Source organism: Candidatus Sphingomonas phytovorans, assembly GCA_029202385.1.
GTDB classification, from domain to species: domain Bacteria; phylum Pseudomonadota; class Alphaproteobacteria; order Sphingomonadales; family Sphingomonadaceae; genus Sphingomonas; species Sphingomonas phytovorans.
Genome location: CP119314.1, coordinates 4,022,035 through 4,045,870, shown reverse-complemented (window position 1 = coordinate 4,045,870; position 23,836 = coordinate 4,022,035). Strand labels below are relative to the sequence as shown.

The 23,836-nt window shown below is 66.1% G+C and carries 28 protein-coding genes; 8 read left to right on the top strand and 20 right to left on the bottom strand.

Annotation, left to right across the window (positions count from 1 at the left end):
* Positions 1-6 precede the first annotated feature (6 nt).
* A complete protein-coding gene (locus P0Y59_18610) occupies positions 7-417 on the top strand; it encodes a response regulator (GenBank protein WEJ98935.1) in 411 nt (136 codons plus the stop codon).
* On the opposite strand, the gene P0Y59_18605 is transcribed toward P0Y59_18610, so the two are convergent.
* The 6 genes from P0Y59_18605 to P0Y59_18580 all read right to left on the bottom strand — a co-directional run bounded on the left by P0Y59_18605 (position 404) and on the right by P0Y59_18580 (position 6,360).
* A complete protein-coding gene (locus P0Y59_18605; GenBank protein ID WEJ98934.1) occupies positions 404-1,951 on the bottom strand; it encodes a PAS domain-containing protein in 1,548 nt (515 codons plus the stop codon). The two genes, P0Y59_18610 and P0Y59_18605, sit on opposite strands and share 14 nt — an antisense overlap.
* A 23-nt stretch (positions 1,952-1,974) precedes the next feature.
* Positions 1,975-2,544 (bottom strand): single-stranded DNA-binding protein, encoded by a 570-nt coding sequence (ssb, locus tag P0Y59_18600; protein WEJ98933.1) that lies wholly within the window; start codon positions 2,542-2,544, stop codon positions 1,975-1,977.
* Between the two features lie 11 nt (positions 2,545-2,555).
* Positions 2,556-4,415: a ferrous iron transporter B gene (locus P0Y59_18595; GenBank protein WEJ98932.1), complete on the bottom strand. Its 1,860-nt coding sequence runs from the start codon at positions 4,413-4,415 to the stop codon at positions 2,556-2,558.
* A 13-nt stretch (positions 4,416-4,428) separates the two neighbouring features.
* On the bottom strand, positions 4,429-4,677 hold the full coding sequence (locus P0Y59_18590) for a FeoA family protein (protein WEK02621.1): 249 nt from the start codon (positions 4,675-4,677) through the stop codon (positions 4,429-4,431).
* A gap of 72 nt (positions 4,678-4,749) precedes the next feature.
* Complete coding sequence (locus P0Y59_18585) at positions 4,750-5,412, bottom strand: COQ9 family protein (protein ID WEJ98931.1); 663 nt, start codon at positions 5,410-5,412, stop codon at positions 4,750-4,752.
* 18 nt (positions 5,413-5,430) lie between these two features.
* Complete coding sequence (locus P0Y59_18580) at positions 5,431-6,360, bottom strand: DMT family transporter (GenBank protein ID WEJ98930.1); 930 nt, start codon at positions 6,358-6,360, stop codon at positions 5,431-5,433.
* Positions 6,361-6,417: 57 nt separating this feature from the next.
* Here P0Y59_18580 and P0Y59_18575 point away from each other — a divergent pair, with 57 nt between their 5' ends.
* The gene (locus P0Y59_18575) at positions 6,418-7,506 is read left to right on the top strand and encodes an alkene reductase (protein WEJ98929.1); all 1,089 of its coding nucleotides are present in this window, start codon (positions 6,418-6,420) and stop codon (positions 7,504-7,506) included.
* A 106-nt stretch (positions 7,507-7,612) separates the two neighbouring features.
* Here P0Y59_18575 and P0Y59_18570 read toward each other — a convergent pair whose 3' ends face one another.
* From P0Y59_18570 to P0Y59_18525, 10 genes are all read right to left on the bottom strand, one after another.
* Positions 7,613-8,998 (bottom strand): cytochrome P450, encoded by a 1,386-nt coding sequence (locus P0Y59_18570; protein ID WEJ98928.1) that lies wholly within the window; start codon positions 8,996-8,998, stop codon positions 7,613-7,615.
* A gap of 46 nt (positions 8,999-9,044) precedes the next feature.
* Positions 9,045-9,581, bottom strand: coding sequence for a hypothetical protein (locus tag P0Y59_18565; GenBank protein ID WEJ98927.1), 537 nt, complete (start codon positions 9,579-9,581; stop codon positions 9,045-9,047).
* A 7-nt stretch (positions 9,582-9,588) separates the two neighbouring features.
* A complete protein-coding gene (gene ribH, locus P0Y59_18560) occupies positions 9,589-10,008 on the bottom strand; it encodes a 6,7-dimethyl-8-ribityllumazine synthase (GenBank protein ID WEJ98926.1) in 420 nt (139 codons plus the stop codon).
* On the bottom strand, positions 10,008-11,159 hold the full coding sequence (gene ribB / locus P0Y59_18555; protein WEK02620.1) for a 3,4-dihydroxy-2-butanone-4-phosphate synthase: 1,152 nt from the start codon (positions 11,157-11,159) through the stop codon (positions 10,008-10,010). The genes ribH and ribB overlap by 1 nt, the downstream gene beginning before the upstream one ends.
* Entirely contained in the window at positions 11,143-11,751 is a 609-nt protein-coding gene (locus tag P0Y59_18550) for a riboflavin synthase (GenBank protein ID WEJ98925.1), read from the bottom strand. Before P0Y59_18550 ends, ribB begins: the two co-directional genes overlap by 17 nt.
* Positions 11,752-11,770: 19 nt before the next feature.
* Positions 11,771-12,760 carry a bifunctional diaminohydroxyphosphoribosylaminopyrimidine deaminase/5-amino-6-(5-phosphoribosylamino)uracil reductase RibD gene (ribD, locus tag P0Y59_18545; protein WEJ98924.1) on the bottom strand — a complete coding sequence of 330 codons (990 nt, stop codon included), beginning with the start codon at positions 12,758-12,760 and terminating at the stop codon, positions 11,771-11,773.
* Between the two features lie 20 nt (positions 12,761-12,780).
* Entirely contained in the window at positions 12,781-13,128 is a 348-nt protein-coding gene (locus P0Y59_18540) for a hypothetical protein (GenBank protein WEJ98923.1), read from the bottom strand.
* Between the two features lie 97 nt (positions 13,129-13,225).
* Positions 13,226-13,897: an energy transducer TonB gene (locus P0Y59_18535; protein ID WEJ98922.1), complete on the bottom strand. Its 672-nt coding sequence runs from the start codon at positions 13,895-13,897 to the stop codon at positions 13,226-13,228.
* Positions 13,898-14,044: 147 nt separating this feature from the next.
* Entirely contained in the window at positions 14,045-15,370 is a 1,326-nt protein-coding gene (gene gltX, locus P0Y59_18530; protein ID WEJ98921.1) for a glutamate--tRNA ligase, read from the bottom strand.
* An 83-nt stretch (positions 15,371-15,453) separates the two neighbouring features.
* Complete coding sequence (locus tag P0Y59_18525) at positions 15,454-15,978, bottom strand: YcxB family protein (GenBank protein ID WEJ98920.1); 525 nt, start codon at positions 15,976-15,978, stop codon at positions 15,454-15,456.
* Between the two features lie 76 nt (positions 15,979-16,054).
* On the opposite strand from P0Y59_18525, the gene P0Y59_18520 reads away from it, so the two are divergent.
* Entirely contained in the window at positions 16,055-16,990 is a 936-nt protein-coding gene (locus tag P0Y59_18520) for a ribose-phosphate pyrophosphokinase (protein ID WEJ98919.1), read from the top strand.
* Positions 16,991-17,211: 221 nt separating this feature from the next.
* Here the strand turns inward: P0Y59_18520 and P0Y59_18515 are convergent, their stop codons facing one another.
* From P0Y59_18515 to P0Y59_18500, 4 genes are all read right to left on the bottom strand, one after another.
* Positions 17,212-17,925: a hypothetical protein gene (locus P0Y59_18515; protein ID WEJ98918.1), complete on the bottom strand. Its 714-nt coding sequence runs from the start codon at positions 17,923-17,925 to the stop codon at positions 17,212-17,214.
* 25 nt (positions 17,926-17,950) lie between these two features.
* Positions 17,951-18,361: a hypothetical protein gene (locus P0Y59_18510; protein ID WEJ98917.1), complete on the bottom strand. Its 411-nt coding sequence runs from the start codon at positions 18,359-18,361 to the stop codon at positions 17,951-17,953.
* A 148-nt stretch (positions 18,362-18,509) separates the two neighbouring features.
* On the bottom strand, positions 18,510-19,226 hold the full coding sequence (locus P0Y59_18505; GenBank protein ID WEJ98916.1) for a sulfite exporter TauE/SafE family protein: 717 nt from the start codon (positions 19,224-19,226) through the stop codon (positions 18,510-18,512).
* Between the two features lie 33 nt (positions 19,227-19,259).
* A complete protein-coding gene (locus P0Y59_18500; protein ID WEJ98915.1) occupies positions 19,260-19,775 on the bottom strand; it encodes a sterol desaturase family protein in 516 nt (171 codons plus the stop codon).
* Between the two features lie 50 nt (positions 19,776-19,825).
* Here P0Y59_18500 and P0Y59_18495 point away from each other — a divergent pair, with 50 nt between their 5' ends.
* From P0Y59_18495 to P0Y59_18475, 5 genes are all read left to right on the top strand, one after another.
* Positions 19,826-20,143, top strand: coding sequence for a hypothetical protein (locus tag P0Y59_18495; protein WEJ98914.1), 318 nt, complete (start codon positions 19,826-19,828; stop codon positions 20,141-20,143).
* A gap of 79 nt (positions 20,144-20,222) precedes the next feature.
* Positions 20,223-21,422 carry an ADP-forming succinate--CoA ligase subunit beta gene (gene sucC / locus P0Y59_18490; protein WEJ98913.1) on the top strand — a complete coding sequence of 400 codons (1,200 nt, stop codon included), beginning with the start codon at positions 20,223-20,225 and terminating at the stop codon, positions 21,420-21,422.
* A 60-nt stretch (positions 21,423-21,482) separates the two neighbouring features.
* Entirely contained in the window at positions 21,483-22,229 is a 747-nt protein-coding gene (locus P0Y59_18485; GenBank protein WEJ98912.1) for an electron transfer flavoprotein subunit beta/FixA family protein, read from the top strand.
* Positions 22,226-23,155 carry an electron transfer flavoprotein subunit alpha/FixB family protein gene (locus P0Y59_18480; GenBank protein WEJ98911.1) on the top strand — a complete coding sequence of 310 codons (930 nt, stop codon included), beginning with the start codon at positions 22,226-22,228 and terminating at the stop codon, positions 23,153-23,155. Before P0Y59_18485 ends, P0Y59_18480 begins: the two co-directional genes overlap by 4 nt.
* 134 nt (positions 23,156-23,289) lie before the next feature.
* A complete protein-coding gene (locus P0Y59_18475; protein ID WEJ98910.1) occupies positions 23,290-23,835 on the top strand; it encodes an AAA family ATPase in 546 nt (181 codons plus the stop codon).
* The last annotated feature ends 1 nt before the right edge of the window (position 23,836 follow it).

Here is a 23,836-nt window from a genome sequence, read left to right as displayed (position 1 = left end):
GAATCCATGCCCACTACCGCCCTTATTGTCGAAGACGAGATTTTCGTGGCGCTCGATCTCGAGCGAATCCTGACTGACGCCGGCTACCGCGTGAAGGCGATCGCCGCCGACCGGAGCGGCGCGATCGAGGCCGCCGAGGATTGTCATTTCGCGCTGGTCGACGTGAATCTGCGCGATGGCGCGACCGGTCCCGATCTCGCCGCGACGCTTGCCCGGGATTACGGCGTGAAGGTGATCTTCGTCACCGCCAACCCAGCGCAGATCGGCGCCGCCAGGGGGGCGCTGGGTTATATCCGCAAGCCCTTCTCCGAGGCCGCGATCCTGGCGGCGGCGGCAATGGCCAGTGCCGGCAACCCGCACGGCGCGGCGGCCAATGACGATCTGGTACTGCTCGGCCGCGAGATCAGCGGCGGCTGAACGCCCGCGACGGCACGTCGATCGTCACGATCAGTCCGTCCGAATGCCAGTCGCGCGTGATATTTCCGCCCAGCTGCCGGACGGCGCTCATCTCCATCAACTGGGAGCCGAAGCCCTTCATTGCCTCGGGTGACGTCACCATCGGCCCGCCGCTTTCAGCCCAGCGCAGGACGACACCGCTCTCCGATGCCGTGACATCGAGGACGATTCGTCCCGAATCGTTGACCAGCGCGCCATATTTGGTCGCGTTGGTGGCAAGCTCGTGGAACAGCAGGGCAAGCGGCGTCGCTGAGCGGTCGTCGATCTCCACATCCACGCCGCCGACCGTGATTCGCTCGAGGTCGGCCGACTGATAGGGGCGGAACAGTTCGCCCAGCAGCCCGTGCAGGCTGTTCTGCGACGCCGCCGGTCGCGAATTCGCGCTGTGCGGGCGGACGAAATCATGCGCGCGGCCGAGCGCGGTGATCCGCTCGCGCAGATCTTCGGCGACGCTCGCCAGCTCTGGCTTGGTCCGTGCGGCGAAACCGACAAGTCCCGCGATCACGGCGAAGATGTTCTTGATTCGGTGGCTCAGCTCCTGCGCGATGACCTCGCGCTCCTCGCTCGCCTCTTTCTGTTCATGGATGTCGGTGCAGGTGCCGAACCAGCGGACGATCGTGCCGGATTCGTCATGCAGAGGGAGTGCCCGGCCCAGCGTCCAGCGATAGGCACCGTCGGCGCGGCGCAGGCGATATTCGATCTGATAGGGCTCGCCCGTGACGAGGGAATGCCGCCAGGTCTCCAGCGCGCGGGCCTGGTCCTCCGGATGGAACATGCGGTTCCATCCCTCGCCGTCGGTCGACCCTTCGGGCATGCCGGTGAATTCGTACCAGCGCGCATTGTAATAATCGTTATGGCCGTTGGGCGGAGTCGACCAGACCATCTGCGGCATCGCATCGGCGAGCACGCGGAAGCGGTTGTCGCTCTCGGCCAGCGCGCGGTGGCTGGCGTTCTCGGTCGCGCGCCATGCGGCTGCGTCCCGGCTGTCGCGCAACCGCGCCATCACGGCCTCGGCCAGTGTCGAAAGGCCTTGGCGCTGGAGCGGGGTCAGTCCGTCGCGCGGCACCGTGTCGATCACGCAGAGCGAGCCGAGCGGCACGCCCTCGTCGGAGACGAGCGGTGCGCCGGCATAGAAACGGATATGGGGTTCGCCGGTGACCAGCACATTGTCGGCGAAGCGCGGATCACGCGTCGCGTCGGGCACGACCATGATCTCGGTCCCGCGCATCGCGAAGGCGCAGAAACTGGTCTCGCGCGGCGTTTCCGTCGCGTCGAGGCCGGTTCGGGCGATGAAGGTCTGGCGACATTCCTCGACGAGGCTGACCAGCGCGATCGGGGCCGCGGACAAGGCCGCGGCGAAATCGGTGATCCGGCTCAGCCCGTCATTGTCGCGGAGCGATTCGATGTCGTGCGCGGCGATCGCGTCGGCACGCACGGCCTCGTCGATCAGCCAGCCGGATGGCGCGGCCGATCCGGCCGGGAAAGTCTCGCTCATGGGCGAATGAACGCGCGAAACGGTCAGAAGGGCACGTCGTCGTCGAGATCGTCGGCGAAGCTGCTGCTGCCGCGATTGGCCGGGGCACCGCCGCCACGGCTGGCGCCGCCGCCGAAGCCGCCGCCCGATCCACCCGAGGATCCGCCGCCATAGCCACCGGAAGAGCCTCCGCCGAAATCGTCGTTGCCGCCGAAATCGTCGCGCTGGCTGCCGCCGCCTCCGCCGCCACCCGAACCGCCGCCGGGGCCGTCGAGCATGGTCAGCACCGAGTTGAAGCCCTGAAGCACGATCTCGGTCGAATATTTATCCTGGCCCTGGGCATCCTGCCACTTCCGGGTTTGCAGCGCGCCTTCGATATAGACCTTGCTGCCCTTGCGTAGATAGCGTTCGGCGACGTTCGCGAGACCTTCGTTGAAGATCGCGACCGAATGCCATTCGGTCTTTTCCTTGCGCTCGCCGGTGTTCTTGTCCTTCCAGGTGTCGGACGTGGCGATGCGCAGGTTCACCACCTTGCCGCCATTCTGGAAGGAACGGCTCTCGGGGTCGCGCCCCAGATTGCCGACGAGAATGACCTTGTTGACGCTGCCCGCCATATATTTAGTTCCTACAATCCGAGTCCGATAGCGGCCCAGTATGTAGCGCCCGCGGCGACGTATGCCAGTACGAAGAGATAGCCGATCATGAACATCGGCCATTTCCATCCATTGGTCTCGCGCCGCGTGACGGCGATGGTCGAGATGCATTGCGGCGCGAAGACGAACCACATCAGGAAGGCGAGCGCGGTCGGCAGGCTCCAGCGGCCGCGCAGGCGGTCGGCCAGCTTGATCTCGTTCGCCGAATCCTCGGGATTGTCGATCGAATAGACCGTGGCGATCGCGCCGACCGCCGCTTCGCGCGCGGCCATCGCCGGCAGCAGCGCGAGCGCGATATCGTGGTTGAAGCCGATCGGCTTCACCACCACTTCGATGCCGGAGGCGATACGGCCGGCGATCGAATATTCGCTCTGCTTCTGGCCGGCGGGCGCGACCGGATAGCTTGCCAGCGCCCAGAGCAGCACCACGGTGAGGGCGATCGTCGTACCGGCGCGCTTCAGGAAGATGAGGGCACGGCTCCACAGGCCGATCAGCACGTCGCCAAGCCGTGGCCACTGATATTTCGGCATCTCCATCATGAAGCCGGACGAGGCGCCCTTGGTCACCGTCCGGCGCAGCACGAGCGCGGCGAAGAACGCGCCGACGATGCCGAGCACATAGAGGCCGAACATCACCAGTCCCTGAAGCCCGACGAACGGCAGCACCCGGGTATTGGGGATCAGCGCGCCGATGATCAGCGTATAGACCGGCAACCGCGCTGAGCAGGTCATCAGCGGCGCGATCAGGATGGTGGTCAGCCGGTCCTTCTCGTCGTCGATCGTGCGAGTCGCCATGATGCCCGGCACGGCGCAGGCGAAGCTCGACAGCAGCGGGATGAAGGCGCGGCCCGACAGCCCGACATGCGCCATCAGCCGGTCCATCAGGAAGGCCGCACGGACCATGTATCCCGATGCCTCGAGCACCAGGATGAAGGTGAACAGGATCAGGATCTGCGGCAGGAACACCACCACCGCGCCGACGCCGGCGATCAGCCCGTCGACGAGAAGCGAGCGCAGGAAACCGTCGGGCAACTCGCTGCTCACGAAGCCGGAGAGCGAGGCCATGCCCGATTCGATCCAGCCGATCGGCGCCTGCGACCAGGCGAACACCGACTGGAACATAATGAACAACAGGCCGAGCAGCAGGATGGGGCCGACGATCGGATGCAGCGCGATCGCGTCGAGCGCATGGCCCCAGCGCCGGGTCGGCGTCTCGGACACCGTGGCCGCCACCGCGATGGTCCGGGCGCGGCGCTGCAGGGTGACGATGTCTTCCTGCACGCTGCCGTCGCTCGCCCGCAGCGGCCTGGCGGCGCCATGGACCAGGATGTCGGCGAGCCGCGCCTTGAGGTCCTCAAGCCCGCGGCGGCGAACCGCCACGGTCGGCACCACCGGCACGCCGAGATCGCGCGACAGCCGCTCGGGATCGAGGATCAGCCCGTCGCGTTCGGCCAGGTCGAACATGTTGAGCGCGACTACCACCGGCAGCCCAAGCGCGATCAATTGAAGGGCGAAACGCAGGTGATTGTCGAGATTGGCGGCATCGACGACCACGACCAGCGCATCGGGCAGCCGTTCGCCGTCCTGGGATCCGCTCACCACGTCGCGCGTGACGCGTTCGTCCGGGCTTGAGGGATCGAGGCTATAGGCACCGGGCAGGTCGACCAGTTCGACCGGCCGGCCGTCAGGCAGCGCAAGCCGGCCGGAATGACGCTCGACCGTCACGCCGGGATAATTGCCGACCTTCTGTCGTGCCCCGGTCAGCGCGTTGAACAGGGCGCTCTTGCCGGCATTGGGGTTGCCGACCAGCGCCACCAATGGCGCGGCATTCATTTACGGTACCAATCTAACCGGCGATGGGGGAAACGTGGATCGCGCCCGCCACGGCGCGGCGAAGGGCAACGGTCATGCGGCCGATGCGGCAGGCGATCGGGCCCTTGCCCAGCGTCGCGCGGTGCAGCACCTCGACACCGACACCCTCGTCGAAGCCGAGCTCGCGAAGGCGTCGCGCCTCCGGCACGCTCAGCTCGCTCCAGGCGATTCCGGCGACGGTCGCGCGCTGCCGGTGCGGCAGCGATTCGAGGCTGAGGGGCATCTGCACAGATTGGCAATAAGCTCCTTGCGATTGATTATCAATAACCGTCCGGCGATTTGCCGCAGGATCGATTCACACCACCGGATAGCGCAGCCGGCCGATGAAACGCGACAGGCTCGGCCTGTGCTCCGTGCGCGATAGGAAGCCGGCCTTGGCTTTTTCGAATTGCATGATTCCCTCGATCCGCCTGGCGAGAAAAGCGCGCGTATCCGCCCAGTTCTCGCTCTCGTCGTCGAGGAAGACGGTGATGGTCGCGGCATAGACCCCGGCAAGGATCGTGCGCTTGGTATAATGGTTATAGTCGGTCGCTGTGTCGCCCGCCGCGCGCCACATCAGGTCGGCCGCGCGCCAGCCGAGCTTCGCGCCGCGCACCACATTCTGCGGCATGGCGAGGATCGCCAGCGCGCGGCGCAGCGCCTCGCGATTGGGCGCCACCTCGGCGAGCCGCGACTCGACCAAAGCGGTTATCTTCTCGCGGATCTTCATCGTCGCCAGGCGTTCGGGCGGCAGGGCCGCCGCCATTGCCGTATCGACCTGGGTGAACCAGGCGTCGATCATGTCGACCGCCCCGCCGGGAAAGGCGACCGCGGCGACATCGCGGTCGACGCCGGCCGACTCGGCGGCGGCATCGCGCGCGGCGTCGTTCCAGCCATCGAACGCGGCGTTGGCCGCGATCAGCGGCGCCAGCGCTTCGCGCACTTCGTCGAGCGTCGGATCCTGGGGCAGGGCGGACATCATTCGTCTCCTCGCATCCTATCTAGCCTCGGCCCCGGTCGGTGCAAGCGGCGCCGGCTTGTCGCGCACCAGCACCAGGGCGACGGCGACGAGTACCGCCCCGATCAGGTCCGGCAGGCCGAGCCGCTCGTCATAGACCATCCATCCGACCGTCGCGGCGACGACCGGCTGCACCAGCAGGGCGATGCCGACGACCAGCGGCGAGAGCTTGCCGAGCGCGTAGATCAGCAACCCCTGCCCGACCACCTGGCTGACCAGCGCCAGCGCGATCAGCGGGGCCCAGTCATACGGCCAGATGCGCTCTCCCAGCAGGATCGCGAGCAGCAGCAGCGGCAGGATGCTGGCCCCGGTCGCCAGGCCGAGTGCCGGCAGCGCCTCCATCCGCTCGCGCACGCGCAGCATGAAGATGAAATAGAAGGTGTAGAGCAGGCCGGCGAACAGGCAGAGCAGGTCGCCGGTCAAGTTCTTCGGGTCGAGCTGATAGGACCGCCCCATCAGAAGCGCCGCGCCGATCGCCGCCAGGGTCAGCGCGATCCCCTGCATCCGCGTCGGCAGGGCCCGCGCCGCGAGAAAGCCGTAGATCGGGAAGAACAACGTCGCCGAATTGCCGAACAACGTGGCATTGGCCAGGGTCGTCTTCAGGATGCCGACATGCCAGCTGCCGAGATCGGCGGCGAAGCAGATTCCCGCCAGCGCGAACAGGAACCACAGGCGCGTGCCGATCCGCCCCGGTCGCCAGCCCCCGGCCATGGCGGCGGCAAGCAGGATCGGCGTCGCCAGGGCGATGCGCCAGAAGGCGGAGGCGACGGGTCCCGTATCGGCCAGCCGCACGAACCAGGATCCGAAGGCAAGCATGATGTTGGCGGCGATCAGCGCGGCAAATGCCGTCCGCCGAGAGCCCAGGCTTTGCAGCAAGACAGTTTTTCTTGAAGGTACGGACTGGTGCATGCGGCCCCTTAGCGCTCTATGTCTCGGCCGTCAGGTAGCAAAAGGAAACTCAGTTTCATGCCCAGCCTCTTCGATCCGATCCAGCTTGGCGCGATCCACGCGCCCAACCGCGTGCTGATGGCGCCGCTCACCCGGGGCCGCTCGACGCGCGATCATGTGCCACAGCCCCTGATGGGCGATTATTATGCGCAACGCGCCAGCGCGGGGCTGATCATCTCCGAGGCGACCGGCATCTCCCGCCAGGGTCTTGGCTGGCCGTTCGCGCCGGGCCTGTGGACTGATGAACAGACCGAAGCCTGGAAGCCGGTGGTGGCCCGGGTGCATGCGGCTGGCGGGCGGATCGTCGCGCAGCTCTGGCATATGGGCCGTATCGTCCATTCGAGCCTGGGCGGCGCACAGCCAGTCTCCTCCTCGGCGACGACCGCGCCTGGCCAGGCGCATACCTATGACGGCAAGCAGGATTATGAGGAGGCGCGGCCGCTCGCGCTCGAGGAATTCCCCGGCCTGCTCGACGACTATGAACGCGCGACTCGCAACGCGATCGCGGCGGGCTTCGACGGGGTGCAGATTCACGCGGCGAACGGCTATCTGATCGACCAGTTCCTGCGCGACAATTCCAACTTCCGCGACGATCGATATGGCGGCCACCCGGAGAATCGCGTGCGCCTCCTGCGTGAGGTGACCGAGCGTGTCGCGAGCATCGCCGGCGCTGATCGCACCGGGGTGCGCCTCTCGCCCAACGGCAATTCGCAGGGTACGAAGGATAGCAACCCCGAGGCGGTGTTCGTGCCCGCGGCGAAGATGCTGTCAGAGATCGGTATCGCTTTCCTCGAACTGCGCGAGCCCGGTCCCGACGGTACGTTCGGGCGGTCCGACCAGCCGAAGCTCTCGCCGGAGATTCGCCAGGCCTTTTCCGGCCCGCTGGTGCTCAACTCCGATTATCTCGGCGGGGATGCGCAGGCAGCGCTCGATTCGGGCGTGGCCGACGCGATCAGCTTCGGCCGCACGTTCCTCGCCAACCCCGATCTGCCGGTCCGGCTGGAGAAGGGCGCGCCGCTCAATCCGGACAATATGGCGACTTGGTACAGCCAGGGGCCCGAGGGCTATACCGACTATCCGGCACTGGAAGACGTCGCGGCCGAATAGCATACCCTGCTACCCCCGGACTTGTTCCGGGGGCTCCCTTCTACAGCCGCGGTGATCGGGGCTGTGGATAGCGGGACAGGTGCGGCATGGCGGAAAAGAGCCGGCCCTATCCCAGCGGCACGAACCGCACCGGCAGCCCGTCCTTCGGCCGGGGGATTGGCCAGGCCTGCCATTCGGCCCCCGATCCTTCGTCGAGCTCGATCCGGTAGCGGCTGAGCAGGTGCGCCATCAGGATGCGGATCTGCATCGTCGCGAAATGCAGGCCGATGCACATATGGGCGCCGCCGCCGAACGGCACCCAGGCATATTTGTGCCGGCCCTTGCTCTCCTCGGGGGAGAAACGCATCGGGTCGAAACGCTGCGGATCGGGCCAGTGCTCGGGCATCTTGTGGGTATAGGCCGGGCTAATGCCGATCATGGTGCCGGCCGGGATATGATATCCGCCGAATTCGAAGTCGCGCACGGCCCGTCGCGGCAGCGACGGTACCGGCGGCACCAGCCGGAGCGCCTCCCTGAAAGCATATTCGGTCAGGACCAGCCGGTCGAGCTGGCCATAGGGCAGGCCGGCATCGTCGTTCAGGCCAAGGCCGGCGATCTCCTCGCGTAGCCGGTCCTGCCATTCGGGGTTGCGGCCCAGCAGCATGACCAGGCTGGTCGCCGACGAGGTGATGGTGTCGTGCGCCGCCATCATCAGGAAATTCATATGGTCCGCGATCGCGTCGTCGCTCAGCGGCTGGCCCGCCTCATCGGTCGCGCGGCAGAATTGCGAGAAGAAATCATGACCGCCATTTTCATCGGTGCCGGCCCGCCGCTTCGGAATCTCGCGCTTGAACAGCTCGATCAGATAGGCGCGCGCCTTTACCCCCTTGCGCATCTGCGTGCCGGGCAGCGGCACGCGGACAGGCGCGACCGACGCCTGGACCTCGTCGACGAAGGCCTGGTTGATCCGGTCGGCCTCCGGGCCAAGCGGCATGCCGAGAAAGCTGTCGGCGGCGAGATCGAGCGTCAGTGCCTTGATCGAGTCGTAAAAACGCATCGGCTTGCCCGACCAGCCGGAAACGGTGCGCGAGATGCCCGCGTTCAGCGCCTCGGCATAATGGCGCATCGGTTCGGGCTTGAACGCGACCGACATCACCTTGCGGTCGGCACGGTGCTTCTCGAAATCCATCAGCATCAGTCCGCGCGGGAACAGCAGGTTGAGCATCGGCCCCCAGCCCTGTTCCGACGAGAAGATCCGGTCGCGGTCGAACAGCACGAGCTCGTTCGCCTCGGGGCCCATCAGGCTGACGGTCGGCCCGCCGAATGCATGGTTGCGGAAGACCCGGCCATAGTTGGAAACCATGTGCTGCCCGAACGCGATCGGGTCGCGCAGCATCTTCAGCGTGTTGCCGACGAATGGCAGCCCGTTCTCGCCTGGGATGGCCGCGATGGCGCTGGGTCGCTGCCGCGGCAGCCAGTGCGGATTCGCCTTGAAACTATGCGCCAGCGCCATGCGAGGTCTCCTTACTTACATCAGTATAAGTAAGGGCGCGCGCGGGTCAATCGACCGGCAGCTTCTCAAGCCTGTCGACCCAGCGCGTGCCGATCGCGGGGATATTCTTGCCGACCACCACGAACAGGAAGACGGGCACGAACAGCGCCTCGAACCCGATGGCGAAAGCCAGGATGGCGATGAGGCCGATGAAGATCAGAAAGGCCAGCACGGTGCCGCCGAGCCGTTCGACCCCCGACCGGCCAAGGCTGAATTCGCGTTTTGCCTTGCTGTCGAACCATGATGCGCTGGTGAAGATCGGCCTGCCTTCCGCATCCTCGGCGCCGGCACAGGCGGCGAGGGCGAGCTGGCGAAGGAGCGTGCCCCCGTCTTCGCCCGCCCGCGCAATCCGATTCGCCGACCCGCCGGATGTTCGCGGCAACAGGTCGCGCCCGGAGGGTGACGGCGTTGGAGGAAGTGACGCCGTTGGACGAACCTGGGGAAAAGAAGAGGGGGGCGTCTTGTCGCCTGCCCAGTTGTCGATGACGATCAGCCGCCGGTCCCGCTCCACGATGCGATAGCGCGGTGGCGGAACCTGGCTCATCGGCGCCTCAGCCGAACCGGTCTTTCAGCGCCAGCATCGCCAGCGCCGCCTTGGCCGCCTCGCCGCCCTTGTCCTTTTCGCTGCGACGCGCCCGGGCCAAGGCCTGGGCCTCGTTCTCCACGGTCAGGATGCCGTTGCCGATCGCCACGCCGTCCATCGACAGCGCCATCAGGCCGCGCGCGCTCTCGCCCGCCACGATCTCGAAATGATAGGTCTCGCCGCGGATCACCACGCCCAGCGCGACGAATGCGTCATAGTCGTCGCTCTCCGATGCCAGCGCGACCGCGCCGGGAATCTCCAGCGCGCCGGGAACGGTGATCGTCTCGTGACGATGCCCCGCTTCCTCGATCGCGGCGCGCGCGCCTTCGAGCAGCAGGTCGTTCAGATGGTCGTAGAAGCGTGCTTCCACGATCAGGACGTTCGCCATTATTCGCCTCCAGTGCCGGGGATCGGTCGTTCGCCGACGATCGACAGGCCATAGCCGTCGAGCCCGATCAGGGTGTGATGGGTATTGGTCAGCAGCACCATGTCCTGCACGCCCAGTTCGGCCAGGATCTGCGCGCCGACGCCATAGTCGCGCAGCTCGGCGGCTTCCGGCGCGTCGACCGCCTTGCCCTCGGTGCGCAGCTTGATGGTCCGGGTCATCGAATCCTTCATCGGCCGGTTGATGACGACGATGACGCCAGTTCCCTCGGCCGCGATCGCCTCCATCGAGCAGGACAACAGCCCTGACCGGGGCGATTCCTCGCCAAACGCGTCGGCGAACATCGACAGGCTGTGCATGCGCACAAGGGTCGGCTTTTCGGGGTCGATCTTGCCCTTGACCAGCGCGACCTGCTCGTCGCCGGTCGCCTTGTTGAAGAAGGTCATCGCCTTCCAGTCGCCGCCCCATTTGCTGTGGAACACCGTCTCGGCGCGCTTCTCGACAAGATGGTCGTGGCGCCGGCGATAGGCGATCAGGTCGCGGATCGTGCCGATCTTGAGATTGTGGAACTGCGCGAAGGTGACGAGATCGTCCATGCGGGACATGGTCCCGTCCTCGTTCATGATCTCGCAGATCACGCCCGACGGGTTGAGGCCGGCAAGGCGCGACACGTCGACCGCCGCTTCGGTATGGCCGGTGCGCACCAGCACGCCGCCGTCGCGCGCGACCAGCGGGAAGACATGGCCGGGGGTCACGATCTCCTCGCGGCCCTTGGATGAATCGATCGCCACCGCGACGGTGCGCGCACGGTCGGCGGCGGAAATGCCGGTGGTGACGCCGTCGCGTGCCTCGATCGAGACGGTGAAGGCGGTCTCATGCCGCGTGCCGTTGTGGCGGCTCATCAGGTCGAGCCCGAGCTCGTCGACACGCTTCTTGGTCAAGGCGAGGCAGATCAGCCCGCGGCCATGCTTCGCCATGAAATTGATCTTTTCGGGCGTCGCCATCTGGGCGGGGATGACCAGGTCGCCCTCATTCTCGCGGTCCTCGTCATCGACCAGGATGAACATCCGGCCGTTGCGCGCTTCGTCGATGATCTCCTCGGGGGAGGAGAGGAAGCCGTGGCGCAGACGCGCGAGTTCAGGCTTTTGCACGATAATGCTCCATGCGTTGGAGGTAGCGGGCGAGCACGTCGATCTCGATATTGATCGGATCGCCGGCCGCGAGGCTGCCGAAAGTGGTGACCGCCGCGGTATGCGGGATGATGTTGACGCCGATCGTGACGCTGCCGGATGAGTCCTCGACCTCGTTGACGGTCAGCGAGACGCCGTCGAGCGTGACCGATCCCTTGGGCGCGATGAAGGGCGCGATGTCGGGCCCGGCCTTGATCCGCACGCGGTGCGATCCGCCTTCCTCGATCACTGATTCGACCTCGCCGATGCCGTCGACATGGCCGGTGACGATATGGCCGCCCAGTTCCTCGCCCAGCTTCAGCGCGCGCTCGAGGTTGAGCCGGCGTCCCTCGGTCCACTGGCCCTGGGCGGTGCGCGAGATAGTCTCGCCCGACACGTCGACGGCGAACCAGTTGGGGCCCTTGTCGATGACGGTGAGACACACGCCCGAGCAGGAGATCGAGGCGCCCAGGTCGATGGTCGCCGTGTCGTAGCTGGTGCCGATCACCACGCGCGTGTCGGCCAGCGCCTCTACTCGCTCGATGATTCCGATGTCGGTAACGATTCCGGTGAACATAGTGCCTTCCGTTGTCGCCTCATCCGGGCGGAAAACCAGTTCCCACTTTTCCTGATGAGACGGGGCTTTTGGCGCGCTCGTAAACCTCGACGCGGTCGCTGCCAAGCCGCCGCGCATCCTGCAACGTCCAGCGATCATGCGCATGGGCAAGGTCGGTCAGACCGATATCCGGCAGGGTGCGGCCATTCCCGACCAGGATCGGGGCGCGATAGAGTAACAGCCTGTCGACCAGATCATCCTTCAGGAAAGCCGCTGCCGTCCGTGCGCCGCCCTCGACCAGGAGATGGTCGACGCCTTTCAGGCGGCCGATCTCGCCCGGGTCGTGGAGTATTTCCCAGCCGTCCGGCGCGTTCCCGCTGGACAGGACCAGCCGTCGCGGACTTCGACTTTCGAGCCCGGCCAGCCGGACGTCGAGCGTCGGTGAATCGGCGTCGAGCGTGCCGCGCCCGACCAGGATCGCTTCGTGCCGCGCCCGTTCGAGATGCGCGTGTGCCCGCGCCCCGGCACCGGTGATCCATTTGCTGGTGCCGTCGTGCATCGCCACCGCGCCGTCGAGCGACATGGCCAGCTTCAGCGTCACCTGCGGCCGTCCCAGTGCCTGGCGCGTCAGGAACCCGGCCATCGCGCGCCGCGCGTCGCCGTCGCGGACATCGGTCACCACCTCGATTCCGGCGGCGCGGAGCCGCGATATGCCGTCGCCATCGGTGCGGGGATCGGGGTCGTGCAGCGCGATCACCACGCGCGCCACGCCGGCGGCGATCAGCAGGTCGGAACAGGCCGGGCCGCGCGGCGATTCATGAGCGCAGGGTTCTAGGCTGACATAGCAGGTCGCGCCGCCGGACGCTGCACCGGCCTCGGCGAGCGCCATCGCTTCGGCATGGGGGCGCCCGTTGGGCTGGGTCCAGCCCCGACCGACCACCTGGTGGCCGCGCACGATCACACAGCCGACATTGGGGTTGGGCGCGGTCAGCCCCTTGCCGCGCTCGCTGAGCGCGAGCGCCGCTCCCATCCAGCGCGCGTCGGCGGTCGTCAGAGGCCGTACTTCTTCAGCTTGTCGTCGAGGCGCTTATAGGCTGCCTGAGTCTCGGCATCCTGCCGCCTGACTTCCTCGGCGGCAGCCTTTTCCTTGGGCCCGTCGATCTTCTGCTGGGCGATGATCTCCGCATCGGTGCGGTTGGCCGACCATTGCTCCACATAGACGATGTTGGGGCGATAGACCTTCTCGACCGTCGAATTATTGGCGATCGCGAACATGATCGTCCAGGTCACCACGATCGACAGCACCAGGAAGACCAGCTCATAGGTCTTGCGCGTCGCCAGGAACTGCCGGAGGTCGCGGTAAGCCCGCAGGGGGGAGATGGCGCGCAGGAAACTCATGGCAGGAAGATAGGCGCATGGACGGCGCGATGCCAGTCCGGAGGTCTCCCGATCGCGCCGGAGGTCCAAGGCAAAGCCCCGGCGCGATCGGAAGCGGTCATTCCTCGGTCATCACGAACCGCACCGCCATCGTCTTCCATGTCTCCATGGGGACGCCATCGCGGGTGCCCGGCTTGAAGCGCCACTTCTCCAGCGCGCGACGGCGGGTCGCCTCGAAGAAGCTGCTGCTCGGCGAACTGACCATCTCGACCTGCTTTACCCGGCCGTCAGTGCCGATCAGCACCTTGACCACGACCCGGCCCTCATTGCCCAGCCGGCGCTCGCTTGACGGATATTCGGGCTGGTAGTTGGCGGCATAGCGCGGATCGACCACGGCATCGACGACGACGGGAGCCGGTTTGGTGAGGATCTCGCCCCCACCGCCGCCAATGCCTGTCCCTGTTCCTTCGGTGATCTCGACGGCTTTCGGGCCGGGATTCACCACGAAGGCTTCCTGCTTGTCGATCGTGACATGCTGTATCGGCGGGATGATATGCGTCTGCGTATCGAGTTGCTTGACCTCCGGTTTCTTCGGAAGGGGCTCGGGATTTGGTGGTGGCGGTGGCGTCAATTCGATGTTGCGGATTATCAGGCCGGGATCTTTCAGAACCGTCCCGATATTGGGTGCCGAGAAGATCATCCCGGTCATGATTCCGCCGACCAGCAATGCCGAAAGGCCAAGGCTGCCCGGGTCCAGCTTCTTCTGTTTCGCGTAACGGTCTGCGTACATTGCCTGCCTCCATCACTCTCCTTGGTGGGCGGTCGAGTCTTGCGCTCGATCTCGACAGGGATGTTACAACATAACTATTGAGATACAAGATATCATTTCAGCCCGCGAAGAAGGCGCGAAGGTTCGCCGCCACCCTGCCCGAAGGCCTCAGGCCGTTAGCCGCGCCAGCGCCCGTTCGCGTCCGATCAACGGCAGCAACGCCTTCATGTCCGGCCCATGATCCAGCCCGGTCAGCGCCCGCCGCAGCGGCAGGAACAAGGCCTTGCCGCCGCGCCCGCTCGACGCCTTCAGCGCGGCGGTCAGCGCGTGCCACGGGTCGGCCGACCAGTCGATCGAACCCGCCACCTGCGCCGCCTCGGCCAGGAAACCGGCATCGGCCGGGTCGGTTTCCGACTCGACCGGCCCCTCGATCACCCGCCACCAGTCAGCCGCCTCGGCGACGATGGTGAGGTTGGGGCGCACCGCATCCCATTCCACCCGGCCCATGCCGTCGGGCAGCCGCGCCGCGACCGAGTCGAAATCGAGCTGGTGGACGATCCGCGTATTGACCGCGCTCAGCTCCGTCTCGTCGAACCGCGCCGGTGCCCGTCCGAACCGGCCGAAATCGAAGGTATCGACCAGCCTGGCGGTATCGACCAGCGGCTCGACCGGATCGCTCGTTCCGATCCGGGCCAGCAAGGCACGCACCGCCTCGGGCTCGATCCCGGCTTCGCGGAACTGGTCGACGCCGACCGAGCCGAGTCGCTTGGACAGCTTGCCCTCGCTCCCGACCAGCAGCGCCTCATGCGCGAAAGCCGGCGGGGGGCTTCCCAGGGCGGCGAACATCTGCAGTTGCAGCGCTGTGTTGGACACATGATCCTCGCCGCGCACGACATGAGTCACGCCCATCTCGGCATCGTCGATCGCCGAGGGCAGCATATAGAGCCACGATCCGTCGGCGCGGCGGATCACCGGGTCGCTCATCGTCGCCGGATCGAAGCGCTGGTGCCCCCGGATCAGATCGTCCCATTCGATCGCGGCGCCATGGTCGAGCCTGAAGCGCCAGTGCGGCGCAACACCCTCGGCCTCAAGCGCCGCGCGCTGGTCGTCGCTCAGTGCCAGTGCCGCGCGGTCATAGACCGGCGGCAGCCCTCGCCCCGCCGCGATCTTCCGCTTCAGGTCAAGCTCCTGCGCCGTTTCATAGGCGGGGTAGACATGGCCCGCGTCGCGCAACGCGGCGAAGCGCGCCTCGTACAGCGCGAAACGCGCCGATTGCCGTTCCTCGCCATCGGGGTTCAACCCAAGCCAGGCGAGGTCGGCACGGATCGACTCGACATAATGCTCCTCGCTCCGCTCCTTGTCGGTGTCGTCGATACGCAGCAGGAATCGTCCGCCACGCTTCTGTGCCCACAACCAGTTGTGGAGCGCGGTGCGGATATTGCCGACGTGCAGCCGGCCGGTCGGGCTCGGCGCGAAACGGGTGAGAACGGTCATGGGTGCGGCTGTAGACGCCGCGCCCGGCGGCAACAACCGGGACGCTCGATCGCGATCACGATGTCGGCGTGCCAACGGTCTGTTTAGCGAGGTTCCGGCCCGAACCTGACGGCGGTCATGTGCAAATCCTCTTGCTGCGCGCCGCTCAGCGCGCGCGTCGGCAAGAGCAGCATGAGACGGTCGCTGAGCAGGAAGACGAACGAGCTTTCGTCGCTGAACCACCGGTGGAGATCTTTCCAGTCAATGGTGGAATTCCCACTCTTGCCTGAAAAGGTGATGGCCTCGTTGCTCCACTGGCACTGCACCGGACTAAGAAGCGCCTTGTTCTGCGCCAGCATCTTGCGGACCTGACGTGGAATCAGAAGGCGGTTCACCGGCCCATGCGCCAGGAAGATCAGGAGTGCGGCAAGCATAATAGCTGAATCGCTCACGGCATCCATCAGCGACAGCCCTCTTGCGAGAGAGAGCAGGATGCTGCCGGTCGTCAGCACGCCCAACGCCAGCGTCAGCCAGAACAGCCATCGTCGATGGGGCGCACGCGCCTGCCATGCGAGATTGGCCGCGATATAGTCGCCCTCGCTGGGCGTGAATGTTACATCGCGCGTCATGTTCTGCCCCTGCACCCTTTTCGAAGCCCTACGGCGCCTCTAAGGAGGCCGCAATCGGCGGGGGTAAGGACCACACATGAAACTGATGACCGGCAACTCGAACCTGCCTCTGGCGCGCGCGATCTCCGATTATCTGGAAATCCCGCTGACCAACGCCAGCGTCCGCCGCTTCGCCGACGAGGAAGTGTTCGTCGAGATCCAGGAGAATGTCCGCGGCGAGGACGTGTTCGTGCTCCAGTCGACCGGCTACCCCGCCAACGACAATCTCATGGAACTGCTGATCTGCATCGACGCGCTCCGCCGTGCCTCGGCCAAGCGCATCACCGCCGTCATCCCCTATTTCGGCTATGCCCGGCAGGACCGCAAACCCGGGCCGCGCACCCCGATCTCGGCGAAACTCGTCGCCAACCTGATCACCGTCGCCGGTGCCGACCGCGTTCTTTCGGTCGATCTCCATGCCGGGCAGATCCAGGGCTTCTTCGATATCCCGACCGACAATCTCTACGGCGCGCCAGTGATGTCGGCCGATATCCTGACCCGCTTCGGCGACCGCAACCTGATGGTCGTGTCGCCCGACGTCGGCGGCGTGGTCCGCGCCCGTGCGCTGGCCAAGCGGCTCGACAACGCCCCGCTCGCCATCGTCGACAAGCGCCGCGAGCGCGCCGGCGAATCCGAGGTGATGAACATCATCGGCGAGGTCGAGGGCCGTTTCTGCATCCTGATCGACGACATCGTCGATTCGGCCGGCACCCTGTGCAACGCCGCCGCCGCGCTGAAGGAAGCGGGCGCGGAGGGCGTGGTCGCCTATGTCACGCACGGCGTTCTTTCGGGCGGCGCGGTCGCGCGGGTCGAAGGATCGGCGCTCGAGGAACTGGTCATCACCGATTCGATCGGCAGCCATGAAGTAGTCGAGAACGCGAAGCGCATCCGCCATCTGACCATCGCGCCCCTGCTCGCCGAAGCGATCAAGCGCATCGCCGACGAGACATCGGTGTCGTCGCTGTTCGACTAGGTCGGATCGCCGTTCACGTCATTTGGCGCGGTTGCAACAAGGAGGGAGGGTTCGCGCAGGGAACGCGGAGGTCATTTCCGACCTCGATCCTCCTGCACTGGCAAGCTCCGTGTTCGTGGACATATCTGTCATCGCGAACCGCCCGTGCCGCTTGCGGTCCCTCTCAGCGCCTTTCGCGCCTCCGCGCGAACTATCATCTTGTGCTGCCGACGCCTTTTCCCTCAGAATTCCATCCCGACACGCCCGATCACCGTGGCACCGGCATGATCGGCGGCGGCGCGATCGATACTGCTGTTCGCATAGCGCAATCCGGCCAGCCACCGTCCCTTGCGATAATCCAGCGCAACGCCGTGATCCCAATAGTGTCCGTCGGGCCGCAGGCGCCGGGCGCGGAAAGGATCGCTCACCGCGCCCGATGACCGTCCGACATGGCCGGAAAGCGTGAGCGGCGTGCCGGGAATGCCGAATGACGGCGCCATCCCGAGATAGAGATTGTCGCCCCCGATAGCGCGCTGCCTGGGCGCGTAGCGCGCGAAAAGCTCGATCGTCGCCGGACCGATCAGGAATCCGGCAACGGTGCCCAGCTCGACATAATCCTGGCCGGAGGCACCGGGGAAAAGGCGATAGGTGGCGTCGGCGGAAAGGCGCCACCCGCCCAGCTGGCGCGCATAGCTGGCCTGGACATCGACAACCGCGCCTGCCCCGCCATGACGACTGCTTCCCCATAGCGAAACGGCTGTCGCCTCCACCGCGAGCTCCTGCGTGACGGGGATCGCGGCGACCGCGCGCACGACCGGTTCGCCGTCGCTCCAGCTCAGCCCGCGCCTGCGCTCGTCGGTGGCGGCCTCAAGCGACAGGGATGGTCCTGTATCGAGTTGCGCAACGGCAGGGGCAGCGATTCCCAGCGAGGCGATGCAGGCAAGGAACGGCGTCATGCCCGGCGTCAAATAGTGTCGCACCCTAGTTGGACGCCATGTTCCTGACGGTATCCAGCTCGGCGAGCAGGGCGGTCCGATCCTGCTCGGCAGCCGCGAGGAGATGGGCACGGATCACGCCGTCGTCCCGCGCCACCTCGCGCTCGATCGCCCTTGAGCCGCGCGCGCACGGGCCTGGCAGATTGCCGGAAAGCGCCCGCTCGCCCGGCACCGGCCGGGTCAGGGCTGGTCCATCGGCCAGCCGCCGCTCCACCAGGATGGTTGCCGTCCAGGTGCAGCGCCGGCCGTCCATCCGGTTGGGCGTATGTGCGCCGATCGTCCGTGTGCGGATGTCGGTTCGTGCGCTGTACACCGCCTCGACCGGTGTGCCGTGATGATCGATGTGCACGCTATGCGTCGCGATGGCTGCCGCGATCGCCGCCAGAGCCAGGCTCATGCTCATCTCCTGCTGGATGCCGGGCCATTCGCCCGGTCGTCACGGGCAGATGTAGAATCCATTCATTGCCGGTATTTTGCTGATGAATGACAAAAGCCGGTTCGACCCGTGGTGAGGGCCACATCTCCGCCCGGACCGCCGGCCTTCGTCACGCCACCCCGTCCCATACCAGCTTCACCCCGACCAGGATCATCAGCACATAGATCGCGGTGTAGAAGCGGGTCGGCGACACGCGCCGCACCAGCCACACGCCCCCCAGGGTCGAGGCGATCGCCACCGGCAGCAAGGTCGCCGCCGTCATCAGGTTTTCGCGGCTGAACTGGCCGAGCGCCCAATAAGCCGGCACCTTCATCCAGTTGGTGACGGCGAAGAAGATCGCGGTGGTGCCGACCAGCACGTCGCGCTCGAGCCGTTTCGGCATCACCCAGATCTGGAAGGGCGGCTGCCCGGCATGGGCGATCTGGCTGGTGAAGCCCGAGGCGATGCCGAGCAGGGTGCCGACCCAGCCCGGCGAGCGTGCGGGGGCGCCGATCGCCCCGCGCCGGTCGACCCACAGCCGATAGGCGCCGAACAGGATCGAGATCGCGCCGACCACGCCAAGCACCGCGCGCTCCGAAACCTGCGCGGCGAAGAACCAGCCGAGCGCGATGCCGATGACGGAGCCTGGCAGCATCCAGCCAAGCACATGCCCGTCCCATTGCCTGCGAAACGCCCAGACGCCGACCACGTCCTGCACGATCAGGATCGGCAGCAGGATCGCTGCCGCACGCACGGGGGAGATCGCCAGCGCCAGGATTGGCAGCGACAGGGCGCCCATGCCGACGAACCCGCCCTTGGACAGGCCGATCAGCGTCACCGCCGGCACCGCGAGCGCATAGAAATACCAGTCGGGAATGGTTCAGCTCCGCTCGACGCTTTCGCCGGCCGGCGCGCGGACTCCGGCATGGCCCCGCCGCTTGAGCTCTGCCTTCAGTATCTCGGGTTTCGGCGCCCAGAGAAAGCCGAAGCTCACCGTGCCCGCCTTTGTCTCCACCACATGGTGGAGCCGGTGCGCCTGGATGATCCGCTTCATATAGACGGATTTCGGCAGATAGCGGTGGTTCAGCCGCTTATGCACGATGATGTCGTGGAACCCGAAATAGATCGCGCCATAGGCAGCGATCCCGGCGCCGATCCAGGTGAAGCCAGACCACCAGCCGAGCTGAACCCCGCCGAGCAGCAGCACGATCGACGGCAGGGCGAAGATCACCGCATAGAGATCGTTCAGTTCCCAATGCCCGGTGCGCGGGCGGTGATGGCTCTCGTGCAGGAACCAGCCCGGCCCGTGCATGATCCAGCGGTGCGCGACATAGGCGAACCCCTCCATGCCCGTCACGGTCAGAGCGAACAGGATAAGGCCGGTTGTCCAATGCATGGCTGGCGATATAGCGGCCCGGGGGCTGGGTTGCACGATAGGATGGTCGCATGCGGATGATTTTGGCGCTCGGGATTTTGACAATGCCCGCGTTGCTGGTGCTGGCTGCCTGTTCCTCTCCCGAGTCGATGACGCGCGACGGTCTTGTCAGTGCCGGCATCTCGAAACCGGTCGCTGCCTGCATGGCCTCGCGCATGGTCGATCGCCTCTCGATCCTTCAGCTCCGCCGCCTCGCCGGACTCGGCAAGGCGCAGCAGTCGCACGATCTCGACCAGCTCCTCCACCGCGTGCGCTCGCTCAGGGACCCGGAGATCGTCGGCGTGACGGCCAGCTCGGCCGCCCTCTGCGCGACCGGCCTGGCGCGATGACGCTTGCAGGGGTGGATTCGCCGCCCACCCTGTGCTTAAGGCTCCTGCATCCCCGATCTTCGAAAGGCATGTGAGCCCCATGAACATCCACGAATACCAGGCCAAAGAGCTGCTCGCGAAATTCGGCGTGCCCGTTCCCGCGGGCTTTGCAGCGCTCAGCGTGGATGAGGCAGTGGCCGCGGCAGGCAAGCTGCCCGGGCCGCTTTATGTGGTGAAGGCGCAGATTCACGCCGGTGGCCGCGGCAAGGGCAAGTTCAAGGAACTCGGCCCCGACGCCAAGGGCGGCGTCCGGCTGGCGAAGACCGCTGATGAGGTTCGCGCGGCGGCGACCGACATGCTCGGCAACACGCTCGTCACGGTGCAGACCGGCGAGCATGGCAAGCAGGTCAACCGCCTCTACGTGACCGACGGCGTCGACATCGCCAAGGAATTCTACCTCGCCTTGCTGGTCGATCGCGCCACCGGCCGGGTCGCCATGGTCGTCTCGACCGAAGGCGGCATGGACATCGAAACCGTCGCGCACGACACGCCGGAAAAGATCCAGACCTTCGACGTCGATCCGGCGACCGGCTTCATGCCGCATCACGGCCGCGCCGTGGCGAACGCGCTCGGCCTCAAGGGCGATCTCGCCAAGCAGGCAGCCAATGTCGCGTCGAAGCTGTACGATGCGTTCCTCGGCACCGATGCCTCGCAGATCGAAATCAACCCGCTCGCCGTCACTGATGACGGGAAGCTGCTGGTGCTCGACGCCAAGGTTGGCTTCGACACCAACGCCCTGTTCCGTCACAAGGACCTGATGGAGCTGCGCGACGAGACCGAGGAGGATCCTTCGGAGCTCGAAGCGTCGAAATACGACCTCGCCTATATCAAGCTCGACGGCGATATCGGCTGCATGGTCAACGGCGCCGGCCTTGCCATGGCGACGATGGACATCATCAAGCTCAACGGCATGTTCCCGGCCAACTTCCTCGATGTCGGCGGCGGCGCCAACAAGGAGAAGGTGACGGCGGCGTTCAAGATCATTCTCGCCGACCCGGCCGTGAAGGGAATCCTGGTCAACATCTTCGGCGGCATCATGAAGTGCGACATCATCGCCGAGGGCATCGTCGCCGCGGCGAAGGAAGTGAACCTCTCGGTGCCGCTGGTCGTTCGCCTTGAGGGCACCAATGTCGAGGAAGGCAAGAAGATCCTTTCGACATCGGGTCTGGCGATCGTTCCCGCCAACGATCTGGGCGATGCCGCCCGCAAGATCGTCGCCGAGGTGAAGGCCGCGGCGTAACGCGCTAATCATACCCGGCCTTCCTCCCCAGGGACTGGTTTGGACGCAGGAGAGTTTGCGATGAAGGTGGTGGTCCCGGTCAAGCGTGTGCTTGACTATAACGTAAAGCCCCGGGTGAAGGCCGATGGGACGGGGGTCGACCTCGCCAACGTCAAGATGAGCATGAACCCGTTCGACGAGATCGCGGTCGAAGAGGCGATCCGGCTCAAGGACAAGGGCGTCACGGAGATCGTCGTCGTCTCGATCGGCGAGGCGAAGGCTCAGGAAACGCTGCGCACCGCGCTGGCAATGGGCGCCGACCGCGCGATCCTCGTCGTGTCGGACGACAAGGTCGAGCCGCTCGGCGTTGCCAAGCTGCTGGCGAAGATCGTCGAGGAGGAAAAGCCCGATCTGGTCATCCTCGGCAAGCAGGCGATCGATGACGACAACAACCAGACCGGCCAGATGCTGGCCGGCCTGCTCGGCGTGGGTCAGGCGACCTTCGCGTCGAAGGTCGATCTGGCCAGCGACTCGGTCACGGTGACGCGCGAAGTCGATGGCGGCTCGGAGACCGAGACGCTGAAGCTCCCGGCGATCATCACGACTGATCTGCGTCTCAACGAGCCGCGCTATGCGTCGCTCCCGAACATCATGAAGGCCAAGTCGAAGCCGCTGGCGCAGAAGACTCCGCCCGATTACGGCGTCGATGTCGCCCCGCGCCTGACCACGCTCAAGGTGGTCGAGCCCGCCAAGCGCTCGGCCGGCGTGAAGGTCGCCGATGTCGATGAACTGGTGGCCAAGCTAAAGGCGATGGGAGTCGCGAAATGAAGACGCTCGTCTGGGTCGAACATGACGGCAAGGCCGTCAAGGACGCAACGCTCGCCGTGGTCACCGCCGCGTCGAAGCTCGGCGAAGTTCATCTGCTCGTCGCCGGCCAGGGCGTCGACGGCGTTGCGGCCGAAGCCGCGAAGATCGCTGGCGTGGGCAAGGTCCATGTCGCCGACGACGCTGCCTATGCGCATGTGCTCGCCGAAAATGTCGCGCCGCTTGTCGTCGAGCTGATGGGGCATCATGACGCGGTGCTGTTCCCGGCCACCTCGAACGGCAAGAACATCGCACCGCGCGTCGCCGCCCTGCTCGACGTGATGCAGATCAGCGACATCCTGTCGGTGGAAAGCGCTGATACCTTCACCCGCCCGATCTATGCCGGCAACGCCATCGCGACCGTCCAGACCAGCGACAAGAAGCTGGTGGTCACCGTGCGCGGCACGGCGTTCGAGAAGGCAGCGACCGAAGGTGGTTCGGGCACGATCGAAGCGGTCACTTCGACCGGCGATACGGGTCTGTCGACCTTTGCCGGCGCTGAGATCGCCAAGTCAGAGCGTCCGGAACTGACCAGCGCGAAGATTATCGTGTCGGGTGGCCGCGCGCTGCAGAACAGCGAGAATTTCCACTCGATCATTGAGCCGCTGGCCGACAAGCTTGGCGCCGGCGTCGGCGCGTCGCGCGCCGCAGTGGACGCTGGTTATGTGCCCAACGACTATCAGGTCGGCCAGACCGGCAAGATCGTCGCTCCAGAGGTCTATATCGCGATCGGGATCTCCGGCGCGATCCAGCATCTGGCGGGCATGAAGGATTCCAAGACGATCATCGCGATCAACAAGGACGAGGACGCCCCGATCTTCCAGGTCGCTGACATCGGCCTGGTCGGCGATCTCTTCAAGATCGTGCCGGAACTGACGGAGAAACTGTAGGCGCGCAGCGAAGCTGCCTGCCGGTGCGAGCGGCGAAGCCCGCTCGCAACAGTTCGACCGGCCGGCGCGGCCAGAGCCGCGACCGACGAGACGCGGGATTTACTCCCGCGTCGCCCCGCCCTTATGTTCTGCCCATGGATAGCGACCGCCTCTTCGTCCTCACCGGCGGTCCCGGATCAGGCAAGACGACCCTGATAGAGGCGCTCGCCGCGGCGGGCGTCGCGACCAGTCCCGAAGTCGGCCGCGCGGTAATCCGCGAACAACTGGCGACCGGCGGCAACGCCCTGCCCTGGGCCGACCAGCAGGCCTTTGCCGAATTGATGGTGGTGCGGGACATGGCGGCCCGCGAGGCTGCGCTGGCGGGTGGCGTCGTCACCATGCTCGATCGCGGCGTACCGGATGTCGCCGGCTTCCTGCGGGTCTCGGGCCTGCCGGTCCCCCCTCACATCGACGAAGCGGCGCGGACCTGCCGCTACAACCCCCGCGTCTTCATCGCGCCCTTCTGGCCGGAGATCTTCACTGGCGATGCCGAGCGCAAGCAGTCGCCGGACGTGGCGGAAGCGACCTTCGCGGTCATGGTCGCGACCTATCGCAGCTACGACTATGAGCTGATCGAACTGCCTCGCACGAGCATTGCCGAACGGGTAGCGTTCGTGGTCGACCGGATCGGTTTCAAATAAA